General features: G+C 62.0%; 19 protein-coding genes. 2 read left to right on the plus strand and 17 right to left on the minus strand.

Annotation, left to right across the window (positions count from 1 at the left end; translation table 11 throughout):
- Position 1 precedes the first annotated feature (1 nt).
- From ccmE to ccmA, 5 genes are all read right to left on the minus strand, one after another.
- Entirely contained in the window at positions 2 to 457 is a 456-nt protein-coding gene (gene ccmE, locus ACIP8I_RS14880) for a cytochrome c maturation protein CcmE (protein ID WP_400762054.1), read from the minus strand.
- A complete protein-coding gene (ccmD, locus tag ACIP8I_RS14885; RefSeq protein WP_003222944.1) occupies positions 454 to 630 on the minus strand; it encodes a heme exporter protein CcmD in 177 nt (58 codons plus the stop codon). Before ccmD ends, ccmE begins: the two co-directional genes overlap by 4 nt.
- The gene (locus tag ACIP8I_RS14890) at positions 627 to 1,382 is read right to left on the minus strand and encodes a heme ABC transporter permease (protein ID WP_400762056.1); all 756 of its coding nucleotides are present in this window, start codon (positions 1,380 to 1,382) and stop codon (positions 627 to 629) included. The genes ccmD and ACIP8I_RS14890 overlap by 4 nt, the downstream gene beginning before the upstream one ends.
- A 78-nt stretch (positions 1,383 to 1,460) precedes the next feature.
- Positions 1,461 to 2,129 carry a heme exporter protein CcmB gene (gene ccmB, locus ACIP8I_RS14895; RefSeq protein WP_003222942.1) on the minus strand — a complete coding sequence of 223 codons (669 nt, stop codon included), beginning with the start codon at positions 2,127 to 2,129 and terminating at the stop codon, positions 1,461 to 1,463.
- The gene (ccmA, locus tag ACIP8I_RS14900) at positions 2,126 to 2,761 is read right to left on the minus strand and encodes a cytochrome c biogenesis heme-transporting ATPase CcmA (RefSeq protein ID WP_400762058.1); all 636 of its coding nucleotides are present in this window, start codon (positions 2,759 to 2,761) and stop codon (positions 2,126 to 2,128) included. The genes ccmB and ccmA overlap by 4 nt, the downstream gene beginning before the upstream one ends.
- Positions 2,762 to 2,958: 197 nt before the next feature.
- Here ccmA and ACIP8I_RS14905 point away from each other — a divergent pair, with 197 nt between their 5' ends.
- Together ACIP8I_RS14905 and ACIP8I_RS14910 are read left to right on the plus strand one after the other, a co-directional pair.
- Positions 2,959 to 4,539 (plus strand): flagellar hook-length control protein FliK, encoded by a 1,581-nt coding sequence (locus ACIP8I_RS14905; RefSeq protein WP_400762060.1) that lies wholly within the window; start codon positions 2,959 to 2,961, stop codon positions 4,537 to 4,539.
- The gene (locus ACIP8I_RS14910; protein WP_095667171.1) at positions 4,536 to 4,865 is read left to right on the plus strand and encodes an EscU/YscU/HrcU family type III secretion system export apparatus switch protein; all 330 of its coding nucleotides are present in this window, start codon (positions 4,536 to 4,538) and stop codon (positions 4,863 to 4,865) included. Before ACIP8I_RS14905 ends, ACIP8I_RS14910 begins: the two co-directional genes overlap by 4 nt.
- 94 nt (positions 4,866 to 4,959) lie before the next feature.
- Here ACIP8I_RS14910 and ACIP8I_RS14915 read toward each other — a convergent pair whose 3' ends face one another.
- The 12 genes from ACIP8I_RS14915 to fleN all read right to left on the minus strand — a co-directional run bounded on the left by ACIP8I_RS14915 (position 4,960) and on the right by fleN (position 15,781).
- Positions 4,960 to 5,352, minus strand: coding sequence for a DUF2802 domain-containing protein (locus tag ACIP8I_RS14915; protein ID WP_007961680.1), 393 nt, complete (start codon positions 5,350 to 5,352; stop codon positions 4,960 to 4,962).
- Positions 5,353 to 5,838: a chemotaxis protein CheW gene (locus tag ACIP8I_RS14920; RefSeq protein WP_003222936.1), complete on the minus strand. Its 486-nt coding sequence runs from the start codon at positions 5,836 to 5,838 to the stop codon at positions 5,353 to 5,355. It abuts the gene before it with no gap.
- A 90-nt stretch (positions 5,839 to 5,928) separates the two neighbouring features.
- Positions 5,929 to 6,891 carry a chemotaxis protein CheW gene (locus ACIP8I_RS14925; protein WP_400762062.1) on the minus strand — a complete coding sequence of 321 codons (963 nt, stop codon included), beginning with the start codon at positions 6,889 to 6,891 and terminating at the stop codon, positions 5,929 to 5,931.
- A 2-nt stretch (positions 6,892 to 6,893) separates the two neighbouring features.
- A complete protein-coding gene (locus ACIP8I_RS14930; RefSeq protein ID WP_400762064.1) occupies positions 6,894 to 7,682 on the minus strand; it encodes a ParA family protein in 789 nt (262 codons plus the stop codon).
- Positions 7,683 to 7,725: 43 nt separating this feature from the next.
- Positions 7,726 to 8,616, minus strand: coding sequence for a flagellar motor protein MotD (gene motD / locus ACIP8I_RS14935; protein WP_007967837.1), 891 nt, complete (start codon positions 8,614 to 8,616; stop codon positions 7,726 to 7,728).
- A gap of 12 nt (positions 8,617 to 8,628) precedes the next feature.
- Positions 8,629 to 9,369: a flagellar motor protein gene (locus ACIP8I_RS14940; protein ID WP_003222929.1), complete on the minus strand. Its 741-nt coding sequence runs from the start codon at positions 9,367 to 9,369 to the stop codon at positions 8,629 to 8,631.
- The gene (locus ACIP8I_RS14945; RefSeq protein WP_400762066.1) at positions 9,369 to 10,502 is read right to left on the minus strand and encodes a chemotaxis response regulator protein-glutamate methylesterase; all 1,134 of its coding nucleotides are present in this window, start codon (positions 10,500 to 10,502) and stop codon (positions 9,369 to 9,371) included. Before ACIP8I_RS14945 ends, ACIP8I_RS14940 begins: the two co-directional genes overlap by 1 nt.
- Before the next feature lie 49 nt (positions 10,503 to 10,551).
- A complete protein-coding gene (locus ACIP8I_RS14950) occupies positions 10,552 to 12,834 on the minus strand; it encodes a chemotaxis protein CheA (protein ID WP_400762068.1) in 2,283 nt (760 codons plus the stop codon).
- 35 nt (positions 12,835 to 12,869) lie between these two features.
- Positions 12,870 to 13,658, minus strand: coding sequence for a protein phosphatase CheZ (locus ACIP8I_RS14955; protein WP_027613919.1), 789 nt, complete (start codon positions 13,656 to 13,658; stop codon positions 12,870 to 12,872).
- Positions 13,659 to 13,675: 17 nt separating this feature from the next.
- On the minus strand, positions 13,676 to 14,047 hold the full coding sequence (locus ACIP8I_RS14960) for a chemotaxis response regulator CheY (protein WP_024012118.1): 372 nt from the start codon (positions 14,045 to 14,047) through the stop codon (positions 13,676 to 13,678).
- 166 nt (positions 14,048 to 14,213) lie between these two features.
- Entirely contained in the window at positions 14,214 to 14,954 is a 741-nt protein-coding gene (gene fliA, locus ACIP8I_RS14965; protein WP_003222919.1) for an RNA polymerase sigma factor FliA, read from the minus strand.
- Entirely contained in the window at positions 14,951 to 15,781 is an 831-nt protein-coding gene (fleN, locus tag ACIP8I_RS14970; RefSeq protein ID WP_003222917.1) for a flagellar synthesis regulator FleN, read from the minus strand. The genes fliA and fleN overlap by 4 nt, the downstream gene beginning before the upstream one ends.
- Positions 15,782 to 15,826 lie beyond the last annotated feature (45 nt).

Consider the following 15,826-nt stretch of genomic DNA (forward strand, 5'->3'; position numbering starts at 1 on the left):
ATCAACCCTCCTTCGCTTGGGTGGGTGCCGATTGACCACTGTCTTTCAGCGCTTTGGTCACTTCCGGCGGCATGTACTTCTCGTCGTGCTTGGCCAGCACTTCGTCGGCCACCACTACGCCGTCAGCGTTGAGTTTGCCCAGGGCGACGATGCCCTGCCCTTCGCGGAACAGATCCGGGAGGATCCCGCGGTAGGTGATGGTCACGGCTTTGTTGAAATCGGTGACGACGAATTTGACGTCCAGTGAGTCCGGCGAGCGCTGCAGCGAGCCCTTCTCGACCATGCCGCCGGCGCGGATGCGCGTGTCGTGCGGCGCTTCGCCGTTGGCGATCTGGGTCGGCGTGTAAAACAGGTTGATGTTTTCCTGCAGGGCGCTGAGGGCCAGGCCGACGGCGGCGCCGACCCCGATCAGGATCGCCAGAATGAGGGTCAGACGTTTTTTGCGCAGCGGATTCACTTGCCGTTCTCCCGGCGCAGACGACGCGCCTCTTGTTGCAGATAGCGCTTGCGGGCCGCGATCGGTGCGACCACGTTGAGGATCAGCACCGCCAGACAGATGCCGTAGGCCGACCAGACGTACAGGCCGTGGTGGCCCATGGCGAGGAAGTCGCCGAATGAAGCGAAACTCATCGCGCGGCCTCCAGACTGTTCTGCACTTCTTCTTTGACCCAACTGGCGCGGGCTTCGCGCTTGAGCACTTCAAGGCGCATGCGCAGCAACAGCACGGCGCCGAAGAAGCAGTAGAACCCCAGCACCGTCAGCAGCAGCGGCAGCCACATTTCAGCGGGCATCGCCGGTTTTTCCGTGAGGGTGAAGGTTGCGCCCTGGTGCAGGGTGTTCCACCATTCCACCGAGTACTTGATGATCGGAATGTTGATCACCCCGACAATCGCCAGCACGGCGCAGGCCTTGGCGGCGCTGTCGCGGTTGCTGATGGCGTTGCCCAGCGCAATCACCCCGAAATACAGGAACAGCAAAATCAGCATCGAAGTCAGCCGCGCATCCCAGACCCACCACGAACCCCAGGTCGGCTTGCCCCAGATCGCCCCGGTGACCAGCGCCACGGCGGTCATCCATGCGCCGATCGGCGCCGCGCATTGCAGGGCGACGTCAGCCAGTTTCATCTTCCACACCAGCCCGACCACGCCGCACACCGCCAGCATCACGTAGATCGACTGCGCGAGCATCGCCGCCGGCACGTGGATGTAAATGATGCGAAAGCTGTTGCCCTGCTGATAATCCGGCGGCGCGAAGGCCAGGCCCCAGACCACGCCAATGCTGATCAGCAGCAACGCGGCGACGCTCAGCCACGGCAGAAACCTGCTGCTGATGCCGTAGAACCACTTGGGCGAGCCGAGCTTGTGAAACCAGGTCCAGTTCATACTGTTTCCATCACGGGTGCCGCTCATCGGTGTGAGCAGTCTCAGGGTCTTTGCTGGTTAAATTTTAACCAGACCTCATTATTCGCCGACGCTGATCTTCAGGCCAGCAGCTATTGCAAAAGGTGTCAGGGTGATCGCCAGGGCGGTCAGGCTACCCAGCCACAGCAGATACCCGGTCGCCGGCATGCCTTGCAAGGCGGCCTGCAAGGCGCCACTGCCCAGGATCAACACCGGGATGTACAACGGCAGAATCAGCAGCGCCAGCAACAGGCCGCCGCGTTTCAAACCAACCGTCAGCGCCGCGCCCACCGCGCCGAGCAAACTCAGCACCGGTGTACCCAGCAGCAACGACAACAGCAATACCGGCAGGCAGGCGACCGGCAAACCGAGCATCAGCGCCAACAGAGGCGAGAGCAAGACCAGCGCCAGTCCCGAGAACAGCCAGTGTGCCAGCACCTTGGCCAGCACCAGAAGTGGCAGCGGGTGCGGCGAAAGGACCCACTGTTCCAGGGAGCCATCTTCGAAATCACTGCGAAACAATCCGTCCAGCGACAGCAGGACCGACAACAGCGCGGCCACCCAGACTAACCCCGGGGACAGGTTTTGCAAGACTTGAGTTTCCGGGCCGACGGCCAGCGGGAACAACGCGATGACGATGGCAAAGAAAATCAGCGGATTGGCCAGCTCCGCCGGACGGCGAAACAGCAGGCGGGACTCACGGGCGACCAGCAGGCCGAACACACTCATACTGCCCAGTTCCCCAGATCGATATCGCGATAACCGGCCGGCATCCGGCTCAGCGTGTGGTGCGTGGTCAGCACCACCAGACCGCCGCGCTCGCAGTGTCCGGCCAGGTGTTCTTCAAGCTGCGCCACGCCCTGTTTGTCGAGCGCGGTGAACGGCTCGTCGAGAATCCACAGCGGCGGGCTGTCCAGATACAGCCGCGCCAGCGCCACGCGGCGTTGCTGACCGGCGGACAGGGTGTGGCAGGGAACATCCTCAAAACCGCGCAATCCTACGGCTGCCAGCGCCTGCCAGATCGCCTCGCGCCCGGCCGGCCGATGCAGAGCGCAGAGCCAGGACAGGTTCTCTTCCGGGGTCAGCAGGTCCTTGATCCCGGCGGCGTGGCCGATCCACAGCAGGTTGCGCGCCAGTTCGCTCGGCTGGGCCGTCAAAGGCTGACCGTTGAGCAGCACCTGACCGCTGGTCGGCTGCATCAACCCGGACAACAGGCGCAGCAGACTGGTTTTGCCGCTGCCGTTGGGGCCGCTGATCTGCACCATATCGCCACTGGCCAGTCTCAATTCGAGTTTTTCGAAGAGCAGCCGCAGGTCTCGCTCACAGGCAAGGGCAACGGTTTGCAGGACAGGACTGGTCAAGGGATCACGGGCCTTATACGGTTCAAGTCGGCTCTGGCGCGGCCGTTAAAGAGATGCAGGATAAATGCAATGACGGTGCGAACCAGAGAGCTGGATCAAACAATTGCTATGTTTTCTGAACGAAGCGCAAGACGCGCGGCATTATACATGCCGTGCCTTACTCCCAAGAGCGCAATTTCCTCAGGTTGTGTCCGCGTATGACAGGCGAAATGAACATCCTCCCGCTCCCGCCCACCACCCCGGCGAACACGCGTCCGCTGGCGATGAGCGGTGAGTTGCTCAAGCTGCTGACCCCGGTCGAAGGCTTGATTGGCGCCGGGCAAAGTGCTCAGGCCGAGGTGTTGTCGCTCAAGCAGGCGGATCAGACCTTTCAACTGCTGCTCAAGGTCACCGTCGACGGCGGTCGGCAGACCACCGTGCAAGCCAGCAGCAACCTGCCGCTGCCGACCGGCACCAACCTGGCCGTCACTCAGCCGTCGGCGGGCAATCTGGCGATCACCGTGCAACAGGCGATTGCCAGCAGCGTCGCCGCCCTCACCCGCATCGATACGGCGCAGTTGCCGGTCGGCACGCTGCTGCAAGGCAAGGTGCTGACCTCGCAGACACTGCCGCAAGTGCCGGGGCAGCCGACGGTGTACCGTTCGCTGGTCAGTCTGCTCAACACCGCACAAAGTGGCGCCACACTGGACATCGACAGCCCGACGCCGCTGCGCATCGGCACCCTGCTTTCGGCACTGGTCGAAGACTCGCAAACCCTCAAGTTCGTGCCGCTGAGCAGCCGTCAGGAGCAATTGGCGGTGAGCCAGCAACTGCTCGGCCAGCAGACTCGCCAAGGTTCGCTGGACGGTTTGCTCAATGCTCTGCAAAACCTGCCGAGCGACGACGATCAGACCTCACAGGATCTGCGCGCTGCCGTCACGCGCCTGCTCGCCAACCTGCCGGATGTGCAGCAGATGAGCAGCGCCAAAGGCGTGGCGCTGGCCCTGGCCAACAGCGGCGCCTTCCTCGAAGCCAAATTGCTGACCGGACAGAATCCGGCGCTGGCCCCGGACATGAAAGCCGATCTGCTCAAACTGATCGCACAGCTGTCGCCGGGTGCGCCGGGCAATGCCAGTTTCAACGCGATCATCGCCGCCAACACCCTGGCACAGGCGCTGCCGAGTTTCGTGCGCAACGCCCTCGGCACCCTCGGTCAGGTCAGCGCCAAACCCGTGCCGAGCAGTTTCCCCCTGCCCGACCGTCTGCTGCAAAGCCTCGACGGCGAAGGCGATCTGGAGCATCTGCTGCGTCTCGCGGCGGCGGCCGTGTCGCGCCTGCAAAGCCATCAACTGTCGAGCCTGGAGCAGACCGGGGTCACCGATGACGGCCGTCTGCTCAGCACCTGGCAGCTGGAAATCCCCATGCGCAACCTGCAGGACATCGTGCCGTTGCAGGTCAAGTTCCAGCGCGAAGAAGCGCCGGAAAGAGAAGCGCAACCCAACGAACGCCGTGACGAGCGCGAACCCAGACAGCAGCTGTGGCGCGTCGACCTGGCCTTCGACATGGAGCCGTTGGGGCCGATGCAGATTCAGGCGCAGCTGATTGCCGGCAGCCTGTCGAGCCAGCTCTGGGCCGAACGCCCGTACACCGCCGACCTGATCGAAACCAATCTGTTCGCGCTGCGCCAGCGCCTGCTCGATCGCGGGCTGAACGTCGGCGATCTCGACTGCCACCTCGGCACCCCGCCGCAAGGCAACCAAACCCGCCTCGAACATCGCTGGGTCGACGAAACCGCATGAACGATTCCACTGCTCCACGCCAGGCCATCGCCCTCAAATACGACGGCAACCACGCCCCGACTCTCACCGCCAAGGGCGACGAGGAACTGGCCGAAGAAATCCTGCGGATCGCCCGCGACTGTGAAGTGCCGATCTATGAGAACGCCGAGCTGGTGCGGCTGTTGGCGCGGATGGAACTGGGCGACAGCATCCCCGAGGAGCTGTATCGCACAATCGCCGAGATCATCGCGTTTGCGTGGAATCTGAAGGGGAAATTCCCCGAGGGGCAGGATCCGGATGCGCCGATGGTCGAGAAGGACATCACCGCACGTGGGGATGATTACTAAGCCTTGAAAGCAAAAGATCGCAGCCTGCGGCAGCTCCTACAGGGAAACGCGAATCCCGATGTAGGAGCTGCCGCAGGCTGCGATCTTTTGATCTTCAGCTTCTGTGCAATTTGCGCATCAACTCCGCCTCAGCCTGGGTCAAGCCGCAGGACTGAGTCAGCTCATCAACGCTCGCGCCCATCCCCACCAGTTTCGCCGCCTGGGCGAACGACAGGCTCGACGGGTCGCGCTGTTCCAGCGCGACAATCTTGTCCGGCAACGGACCGACGACCGAACGCAGCTCGTGCAGGGCTTCGCCCATGCGCACGTTGCCGTTCTGATAGTCGTCGACGCGCTTGGCCAGGTCCTTGATGCGCTGATCACGCAGCGCATCGCCCTGAGCCTGTTGCGCCGCGATCACCCGCTGCGCCTTGATGTACGCCAGAAACATCGCCAGCGTGCCTGCCCAGAAGAGGAACAGGACAATGACCGCAACCTCGAGAATCAATCAGATGCTCTCCAGTTCCGACCATTCTTCTTCGCTCATCATCTTGTCCAGCTCGACCAGGATCAGCAACTCGTTGTTCTTGTTGCACACGCCCTGGATGAACTTGGCCGACTCTTCGTTACCGACGTTCGGCGCGGTCTCGATTTCCGACTGACGCAGGTAAACCACTTCAGCCACGCTGTCGACCATGATCCCGACCACTTGCTTGTCGGCTTCGATGATGACGATACGGGTGTTGTCGCTGATCTCGCCGCTGTTCAGGCCGAAGCGCTGACGGGTGTCGATCACGGTAACCACGTTACCGCGCAGGTTGATGATGCCCAGCACGTAGCTTGGCGCACCCGGTACCGGCGCGATTTCGGTGTAACGCAGGACTTCCTGAACGCGCATCACGTTGATGCCGTAGGTTTCGTTGTCCAGCTTGAAGGTCACCCATTGCAGGATCGGATCTTCAGAACCCTTTGCATTCGTCGCCTGACTACTCATACCCTGACCCCTCGAAAAAACCGCACTGGGCGGTGTGTGTTCTGTGTGGAGGCATTGAAAAATGCCTTCGCCTGACTGTTATGTCGGCTGCTATGTCGATTTATGTAGCGGCTTGTGGCCGCCCAAGTGCTTTGCCCCGCCGCTGGCGATCAACTCGGCCAGCGCGGCTACATCAAGTAATGCACACATGTGCTCGATCACCGTGCCGGCGAGCCATGGCCGCTGACCCCGGTGACTTCTCCATTTGATTTCATTCGGGTCCAGTCGCAACGAACGGCTGACCTGATGCACCGCCAGGCCCCATTCGTAACCTTGTACCGAAATCACGTACTGCAGGCCCTGACGGAAGTCATCGCGATAGCGATCCGGCATGACCCAACGCGCGGTGTCCAACACTTTCAGATTGCCGGCCTGGCTCGGCAGAATCCCGAGGAACCATTCCGGCTGACCGAACAGCGGCGTCAACTCGTGGCCGGCCAGCGAATAGATCGAACCGAGGCACACCAGCGGCACCGCCAGCGTCAGCCCGGCAACATCGAACAACAGGCATTCGAAGGCTTCGGCAGCCCAGGCCGGACGGCCATCGGTTTCCACCGGTGGCGGCGTGTTGCTCGGCGGCAAATGCACTTCCACCACTGGCGGCACCCGCGTCTGCTCGACGGGTGCGGGCGCAACCGGCGCCGGTTCGACCACGACCGGTTCCGGCGCGGTTTTCAGCAATTGGGTTTGCAACAGCGGTGCGAGTGTCGACACCGGCGCACGCAGCGGCTCGGCTTCTTCGATCAATGCCACCGGTGCTTTGGCAACGGGCGCCACGGCAGGCGCGGCAACCGGGGCGGCAGGCTTGGCGGCTTTCTGCGCATCACGCGCCTGCTCTTCCAGCACCGCAGCCTGGAACTCGTCCAGCGTCGCAGCACTTTCGACCACCTCGACCGGCGCCTCGACCTGCACTTCCACTGGCGGCAACTCGTCAGGGATTTCCTGCAGCAAGCTGTCCAAATAGGACTGCAACGCCAGTTGCGGACGCGACGTCAGTTTGATCGGCCGATTCATGCTCAGGCCACCTGCGGAACAAGTTGTTGCGCCAGCAGATGCTTGAGCAGCGCGCGATAAGCCAGCACGCCACGGCTCTTGCCATCGAATTGCGAAGGCGTGACCCCGGCCCGGCTGGCGTCGCGCAGACGGGTATCGACCGGGATGTAACCCTGCCAGATCTCTTCGGGGAATTTGTCACGCAGCACGCGCAAGGTGCCCAGCGACGCCTGGGTGCGGCGGTCGAACAGGGTCGGTACGATGCTGAACGGCAGCGCCTGATTGCGCGAGCGGTTGATCATCGCCAGGGTGTTGACCATGCGCTCCAGACCTTTGACGGCCAGGTGCTCGGTCTGCACCGGGATCACCAGTTGCTGGCTCGCGGCCAGGGCGTTGACCATCAGCACGCCGAGCAACGGCGGGCTGTCGATGATTGCGTAGTCGAAGTCCTGCCACAGCTGCGCCAGACTCTTGGCGATCACCAGGCCCAGACCACTCTGCCCCGGCGACTGGCGCTCGAGGGTGGCCAGCGCGGTGCTGGACGGCAACAGGGAAATGCGTTCGTCGCTGGTCGACAGCAGCAACTGGCCGGGCAAGCCTTGTGGCACCGTGCCCTTGTGCAGAAACAGGTCGTAGTTGCTGTGTTCCAGGCTGTCGGGGTCGTAGCCGAAATAGCTGGTCATCGAGCCGTGCGGGTCGAGATCGACCACAACCACGCGCTTGCCCGCCTCCGCCAGCAATCCGGCTAAAGCGATGGAAGATGTGGTTTTACCGACACCACCCTTTTGATTGGCGACTGCCCAGACTCTCATTCGGTTCGTTCCTCCCGGTCGAGATGCTCGACCGAGACATAGCTCAGCGTATTAATGCGGGCGACGGAGAATTGACGGCACTCTCGCGTCCCGGCGTCTTGACCGGGGACGGTGCAGTTTGTGTGCCAGCGCGCTTCAATGCCGCGTCCGGTTGTGCATTGGCGGTACCGGTGCCGGTCAGACTGCGGCGCACATCGAGATTGCGCGACACCACCAGCACCACACGACGGTTTTTCGCCCGGCCTTCGGCAGTGGCGTTGTTGGCCACCGGCTGAAACTCGCCATACCCCACCGAAGCCAGACGGCCAGGATTCACGCCCTGCATCGCCAGCATGCGGACGATGCTCGCCGAACGCGCCGAGGACAGTTCCCAGTTGGTCGGGTATTGCGCGGTGCGGATCGGCTGATCGTCGGTGAAGCCTTCGACGTGGATCGGGTTGTCGAACGGTTTGAGGATCGCCGCGACCTTGTCGATGATGTTGAACGCGATATCACTCGGCATCGCGTCGCCGCTGCCGAACAACAGGCTGGAGTTGAGTTCGATCTCGACCCACAACTCGTTGCCGCGCACGGTCATCTGGTTGGAGCTGATCAAGTCGCCGAACGCGGCACTGATGTCATCGGCAATGCTTTTCAGCGGATCGCTGGCCCCGGCGATACCGGCGTCAACCTGCTCGCTGTCCTTGACCAGCGGCTTGGCCGGGGTCACGGTTTTTGGGCGTTCCTCACCGATCGGAATCGGCTTGAGCGAGCGATCGGAGTCGGTGAAAACCCCGATCAGCGCTTCGGAAATGACTTTGTATTTGCCTTCGTTGATCGACGAGATGGAATACATCACCACGAAGAACGCGAACAACAACGTGATGAAGTCAGCGTACGACACGAGCCAACGCTCGTGATTGACGTGTTCTTCCTGATGTCTGCGACGAGCCATGAGGTTATTCCCTTAATCCATGAAGCCTTGCAGCTTCAACTCGATGGAGCGTGGGTTTTCACCTTCGGCGATCGACAAAATACCTTCCAGCAACATTTCGCGATAACGCGACTGCCGCAACGCGATTGACTTGAGCTTGGCCGCCACCGGCAGCAACACCAGGTTGGCACTGGCCACGCCGTAGATGGTCGCGACGAATGCCACGGCAATGCCGCTGCCCAATTGCGTCGGATCAGCGAGGTTGCCCATCACATGAATCAGGCCCATGACCGCACCGATGATGCCGATGGTCGGCGCGTAGCCGCCCATGCTTTCGAAGACTTTGGCCGCTTCGATGTCGCGGGCTTCCTGGGTGTAGAAATCCACTTCGAGGATGCTGCGGATCGCTTCCGGCTCGGCGCCGTCGACCAGCAGTTGCAGGCCCTTGCGCGAGTAGTTGTCCGGTTCGGCATCGGCCACGCCTTCCAGGCCGAGCAGGCCTTCCTTGCGTGCGGTGAGACTCCAGTTAACCACCCGGTCGATGCCGCCGGCCAGGTCCACGCGCGGTGGAAACAGGATCCAGGCGAGAATCTGCATGGCGCGCTTGAAGGCGCTCATCGGCGATTGCAGCAGCGCGGCACCGATGGTGCCACCGAGCACGATCAGCGCCGCCGGGCCGTTGGCCAGCGCGCCGAGGTGACCGCCTTCAAGGTAGTTGCCGCCGATGATGGCGACGAACGCCATGATGATCCCGATAAGGCTTAGAACATCCATCAGATACACGCCTCGACGATGTGCTTGCCGATGTCGTCCAGGCCGTAGACCGCGTCAGCCAGATCGGCTTTGACGATGGCCATCGGCATGCCGTAGATCACGCAGCTTGCTTCGTCCTGCGCCCATACCGAGCTGCCGCCCTGCTTGAGCAGACGCGCGCCTTCGCGGCCATCGGCGCCCATGCCGGTGAGGACCACCGCCAGAACTTTGTCACCGTAAGACTTGGCTGCAGAACCGAAGGTGATGTCCACGCACGGTTTGTAATTCAGACGCTCGTCGCCCGGGAGGATTTTCACCGCGCCACGGCCGTCGATCATCATCTGCTTGCCACCCGGGGCCAGCAGCGCCAGGCCCGGACGCAGGATGTCGCCATCCTCGGCTTCCTTGACGCTGATGCGGCACAGCTTGTCCAGGCGCTCGGCAAACGCCTTGGTGAACGCCGCCGGCATGTGCTGGATCAGCACGATCGGCGCCGGGAAGTTCGCCGGCAATTGGGTCAGCACCCGTTGCAGGGCAACCGGGCCGCCGGTCGAAGTGCCGATGGCAACCAGTTTGTAGGCTTTGCGTTTCGGTGCCGGCGACGAAGCGCTGGCAGCCGGCGCGCGAGCGGGTGCTGGAGCCGGCGCCGGACGCGTCGGAGCAGCGCTGTGGCCGCTGAAGCTCGATGCCGCCGGTGCTGGCGCAGGCGTCGGTGCCGCGGCCGGAGCCGGTGCACTGTAGGCACTGAAGCGACGATTGCTGCGCGAGATGCTGTGGACCTTCTCGCACAGCAGTTGCTTGACCTTCTCGGGGTTGCGCGAGATGTCTTCGAAATTCTTCGGCAGGAAATCCACCGCACCGGCATCCAGCGCATCCAGGGTGACCCGGGCGCCTTCGTGGGTCAGCGAGGAGAACATCAACACCGGGGTCGGGCAGCGCTGCATGATGTGCCGCACCGCCGTGATGCCATCCATCATCGGCATCTCGTAGTCCATGGTGATCACGTCCGGCTTGAGGGCCAGGGCCTGATCGATCGCCTCTTTACCGTTGGTGGCCGTACCGACCACCTGGATGCTCGGATCCGCTGAAAGAATTTCCGAGACGCGGCGGCGGAAAAAACCCGAATCGTCCACCACCAGGACTTTGACTGCCATAAACACTCCATTAGGTGCAGCGGGACGTCGTCGCCCCGCTGCCCCGGATTCAAATACGCTTCGTCGCGTAACGCTTGAGCATGCTTGGAACATCGAGAATCAGCGCGATGCGGCCGTCACCGGTGATGGTGGCGCCGGACATGCCCGGAGTGCCCTGCAGCATTTTGCCCAATGGCTTGATGACCACTTCTTCCTGGCCGACCAGTTGATCGACGACGAAGCCGATCCGCTGGGTGCCCACCGAAAGGATCACCACATGGCCTTCGCGCTGCTCTTCGTGAGCGGCGGAGCTGACAAGCCAGCGCTTGAGGTATAACAATGGCAGCGCCTTGTCCCGCACGATCACCACTTCCTGACCGTCCACCACGTTGGTGGTCGACAGGTCGAGGTGGAAGATTTCGTTGACGTTGACCAGCGGGAAGGCAAACGCCTGATTGCCGAGCATCACCATCAGGGTCGGCATGATCGCCAGCGTCAGCGCCACCTTGATGACGATCTTCGAGCCCTGGCCCTTGGTCGAGTAGATGTTGATCGAACCGTTGAGCTGGGAAATCTTGGTCTTCACCACGTCCATGCCGACACCGCGGCCGGACACGTCGGAGATCTCGGTCTTGGTCGAGAAACCCGGGGCGAAAATCAGGTTGTAGCACTCGGTATCGCTCAGGCGATCGGCCGCGTCCTTGTCCATCACACCGCGTTTTACCGCGATCGAACGCAGCACGTTCGGGTCCATGCCCTTGCCGTCGTCGGAGATCGACAACAGGATGTGATCGCCTTCCTGCTCGGCGGCCAGTACCACGCGACCGCCACGGGCCTTGCTCGAAGCTTCGCGTTCTTCCGGCGACTCGATACCGTGGTCAACCGCGTTGCGCACCAAGTGGACCAGCGGGTCGGCCAGGGCCTCGACAAGGTTTTTGTCGAGGTCGGTTTCTTCACCCACCAGTTCCAGGTTGATCTCTTTCTTGAGCTGACGCGCGAGGTCGCGAACCAGACGCGGGAAGCGCCCGAAGACCTTCTTGATCGGCTGCATCCGGGTCTTCATCACTGCGGTCTGCAAGTCAGCCGTGACCACGTCGAGGTTCGACACGGCCTTGGACATGGCTTCATCGCCGCTGTTGAGACCCAGGCGCACCAGGCGGTTACGCACCAGCACCAGTTCGCCGACCATGTTCATGATTTCGTCGAGACGCGCGGTATCGACCCGCACGGTGGTCTCGGCTTCGCTCGCCGGTTTTTCCGGTGGCGGCGCCGCGGCAGCGCGGGCCGGGGCTGGTGCAGCCGCGGCAGCCGGTTTTGGCGCTTCGGCTTTCGGTTCAGGCTTGGGTGCTGCCTTCGGCGCAGCAGCCGGAGCGGCGGCGGCCTTGGCGGCAGGCGCAGCCAAGGCCGATGCGGTGCCCGCAGCAGCGGCGCCAACGTCGGTGAACTTGCCTTTGCCGTGCAGCTCGTCGAGCAGCGATTCGAACTCATGATCGCTGATCAGATCGCTGCCGGCAGCGGCGGCCGCCGGTGCGGCAGGCGCAACCGGTGCCGAGGCGATCGCCGACTCCAGCGCTTCCACGGCAAAGTTGCCCTTGCCATGCAACTGATCGAGCAGTGCTTCGAATTCGTCGTCGGTGATGTCCGAGCTATCGCCCGCCGCCGGTGCCGCCGCAGCGGCCGCCGTCGGTGCCACGGCGTCCGGCGCGAACTGGCCTTTGCCGTGCAACTGATCGAGCAAGGACTCGAATTCAGCGTCGGTGATTTCATCGCTGGCGGCCGCATCGGCAACCGGCGCAGATGCCACAGCAATCGGCGCTTCGGCTTCGGCCTTGACGGCGTTCAGCGAATCGAGCAGCTGTTCGAATTCGTTATCGGTGATGTCGCCCGAATCGCTCGAATCGCCTTCGACGACCAGCTCTTCGATCATCTCGGCCACCGGCGAAGCCGGGGCTTCGTCAGCCGATTGCGGTTCGGCCAGACGCGCCAGCGCGGCCAGCAGTTCCGGGGTAGCGGCAGTGATCGGTGCACGTTCACGGACTTCGCTGAACATGCTGTTCACCGCGTCCAGTGCTTCAAGCACCACGTCCATCAGTTCTGCATCAACGCGACGCTCACCCTTGCGCAGGATGTCGAACACGTTTTCGGCGATGTGACAGCACTCCACCAGCTCATTGAGCTGAAGGAAGCCGGCGCCCCCTTTTACAGTGTGGAAACCGCGAAAAATTGCGTTGAGCAGATCTGCGTCATCCGGGCGGCTTTCCAGCTCGACCAGTTGCTCGGACAGTTGCTCAAGAATCTCGCCGGCCTCAACCAGGAAATCCTGAAGGATCTCTTCATCGGCGCCGAAGCTCATTAATGGGGTGCTCCTACAGGTCTAAAAACCTAAACTCAAAATCCAAGGCTGGATAACAAATCGTCCACATCGTCCTGACCGGACACAACGTCTTCTCGTTTATCGGCATGAATCTGCGGACCTTCACCCTGCGAGAGATGTTTTTGTGGATCTTTTTCTGCAAGCATCGCGGCGCGGTCGTGTTCGATGCCCGCAAAGCGGTCCACCTGACTGGCCATGAGGACGAGTTTGAGCAAATTGCTTTCGACTTCGGTGACCAGCTGGGTCACACGCTTGATCACTTGACCGGTGAGGTCCTGATAATCCTGAGCCAGCAGGATGTCGTTCAGATTGCTCGACACCGCACGGTTGTCCGTGCTGCTGCGTGACAGAAAACCGTCGACCCGGCGCGCCAGCTCGCGGAACTCTTCAGCCCCGACCTCGCGACGCATGAAGCGGCCCCAATCGGTGCTCAGCGCCTGGGCTTCTTCAGCCAGGCCATTGACCACCGGCGTGGCGCTTTCCACCAGATCCATGGTGCGGTTGGCCGCGGCTTCGGTCAGCTTGACCACATAGCCCAAGCGTTCGGTGGCGTCGGTGATTTGCGACACTTCCTCGGCCTGCGGCATGTGCGGATCGATCTGGAAATTGACGATCGCACTGTGCAGTTCGCGTGTGAGCTTGCCCACTTCCTGATACAGGCCGCGGTCACGGGTCTGATTGAGCTCATGGATCAGTTGCACAGCGTCGCCGAACCTGCCTTTTTCAAGGCTCTCGACCAGTTCGACCGCGTGTTTTTTCAGGGTCGACTCGAAATCGCCCTGTGAAGATTCGTTATGCTCCATAGCTCCCCCGCGCGTCATCAGCCGATGCGTTCGAAAATCTTCTCGATTTTGTCTTTCAACGCCTGAGCCGTGAAAGGTTTGACCACGTAGCCGTTCACACCAGCCTGAGCGGCCTCGATGATTTGCTCGCGCTTGGCTTCAGCGGTCACCATCAGCACCGGCAGATGCTTGAGTTTTTCATCGGCACGCACGTGGCGCAGCAAGTCGATACCGGTCATGCCCGGCATGTTCCAGTCCGTTACCAGAAAGTCGATGCTGCCGCTGTTGAGCACCGGAATGGCGGTCGTGCCATCGTCGGCCTCGACGGTGTTGGTGAACCCGAGATCGCGCAGCAGGTTCTTGATGATCCGCCGCATCGTTGAGAAGTCATCAACGATGAGGATTTTCATGTCTTTGTTCAATTCGACCTCCAAGCAGTCTTAAACGCGCCCAGCACCTGGACGCGCCACTTCAATCAATCGGCGCAGCACTCGAAGACTGTCTGGAGCACAACAGAGCAAGACCGGTGCCGTTCATCACCGCACCAGCCTCGTTCGCAGTGTCCCCACACTGCCTTCAGCGCGCTCGCCACTCCCCCAAACGCCCCCGCAAACGGGCCGCGCACTGGCTGTGTAACTGGCTGACCCGCGATTCACTGACGCCAAGGACTTCACCGATTTCCTTGAGGTTCAGTTCTTCGTCGTAATACAGCGCCAACACCAGTCGCTCACGCTCCGGCAAATTGGCAATCGCGTCCGCCAGCGCCGCCTGGAAGCGTTCATCTTCCAGATCGCGTGACGGCTCAAGATGAGCACTGGCGCCATCCTCGTGCAGCCCTTCGTGTTCGCCGTCCTGCAACAGGTCGTCGAAACTGAACAGCCGGCTGCCCAGGGTGTCATTCAAAATCCCGTAGTAATCGTCGAGACTCAATTGGAGTTCGGCCGCAACCTCGTGATCTTTAGCGTCACGGCCGGTTTTAGCTTCAATTGCGCGAATTGCGTCGCTGACCATACGGGTGTTGCGGTGAACCGAGCGCGGAGCCCAGTCCCCTTTGCGTACTTCGTCGAGCATCGCGCCGCGGATCCGGATGCCCGCGTACGTTTCGAAACTGGCGCCTTTGCTGGCGTCGTATTTGGTCGAGACTTCGAGCAGGCCGATCATCCCGGCCTGAATCAGGTCTTCAACCTGCACACTCGCCGGCAAGCGCGCCAGCAGGTGATAGGCAATGCGCTTGACCAGTGGCGCGTAACGCTCGATCAACTCGTACTGCGCGTCACGTGCCGACTTCTTGTAGTAGTTCATACCGCTCGCGGTCATAACACAGGCCCTGCCGTTTGCTGCACGAGGCGCTCGACGAAAAACTCCAGATGGCCGCGCGGGTTGGCAGGCAGCGGCCAGGTATCGACCTTCTGCGCGATCGCCTTGAACGCCAGCGCGCACTTGGAACGCGGGAAGGCTTCATAGACCGCACGCTGCTTCTGCACGGCCTTGCGTACGCTTTCGTCGTACGGCACGGCGCCGACGTATTGTAAGGCGACGTCGAGGAAGCGATCCGTGACCTTGGTCAACTTGGCGAACAGGTTACGCCCTTCCTGCGGGCTCTGCGCCATGTTGGCGAGGACGCGGAAGCGGTTCATGCCGTAGTCGCGGTTGAGCAGTTTGATCAGCGCGTAGGCGTCGGTGATCGAGGTCGGCTCGTCGCAGACCACCAGCAACACTTCCTGGGCGGCGCGGACAAAACTGACTACCGAGTCACCAATACCCGCAGCGGTGTCGATCACCAGCACATCGAGGTTGTCGCCGATGTCGCTGAAGGCCTGAATCAGACCGGCATGTTGCGCCGGGCTCAGGTGCACCATGCTCTGGGTGCCGGAAGCGGCCGGCACGATGCGGATCCCGCCGGGCCCCTGCAACAACACGTCGCGCAGCTCACAGCGGCCTTCGATCACATCGGCCAGAGTACGTTTGGGGGTCAGTCCCAGCAGAACGTCAACGTTCGCCAGCCCCAGGTCAGCGTCCAGCAGCATGACCCGACGGCCAAGCTCTGCCAGCGCCAGAGACAAGTTCACTGACACGTTAGTCTTGCCGACGCCACCTTTGCCGCCGGTCACCGCGATCACCTGTACGGGATGCATGCTGCCCATGTTATTTCTTTACCTTGTCTTGCATAGACGGAGGCCACATTACTG

Origin of the sequence: Pseudomonas sp. NPDC088414 (assembly GCF_044753325.1) — a bacterium.
GTDB lineage: Bacteria > Pseudomonadota > Gammaproteobacteria > Pseudomonadales > Pseudomonadaceae > Aquipseudomonas.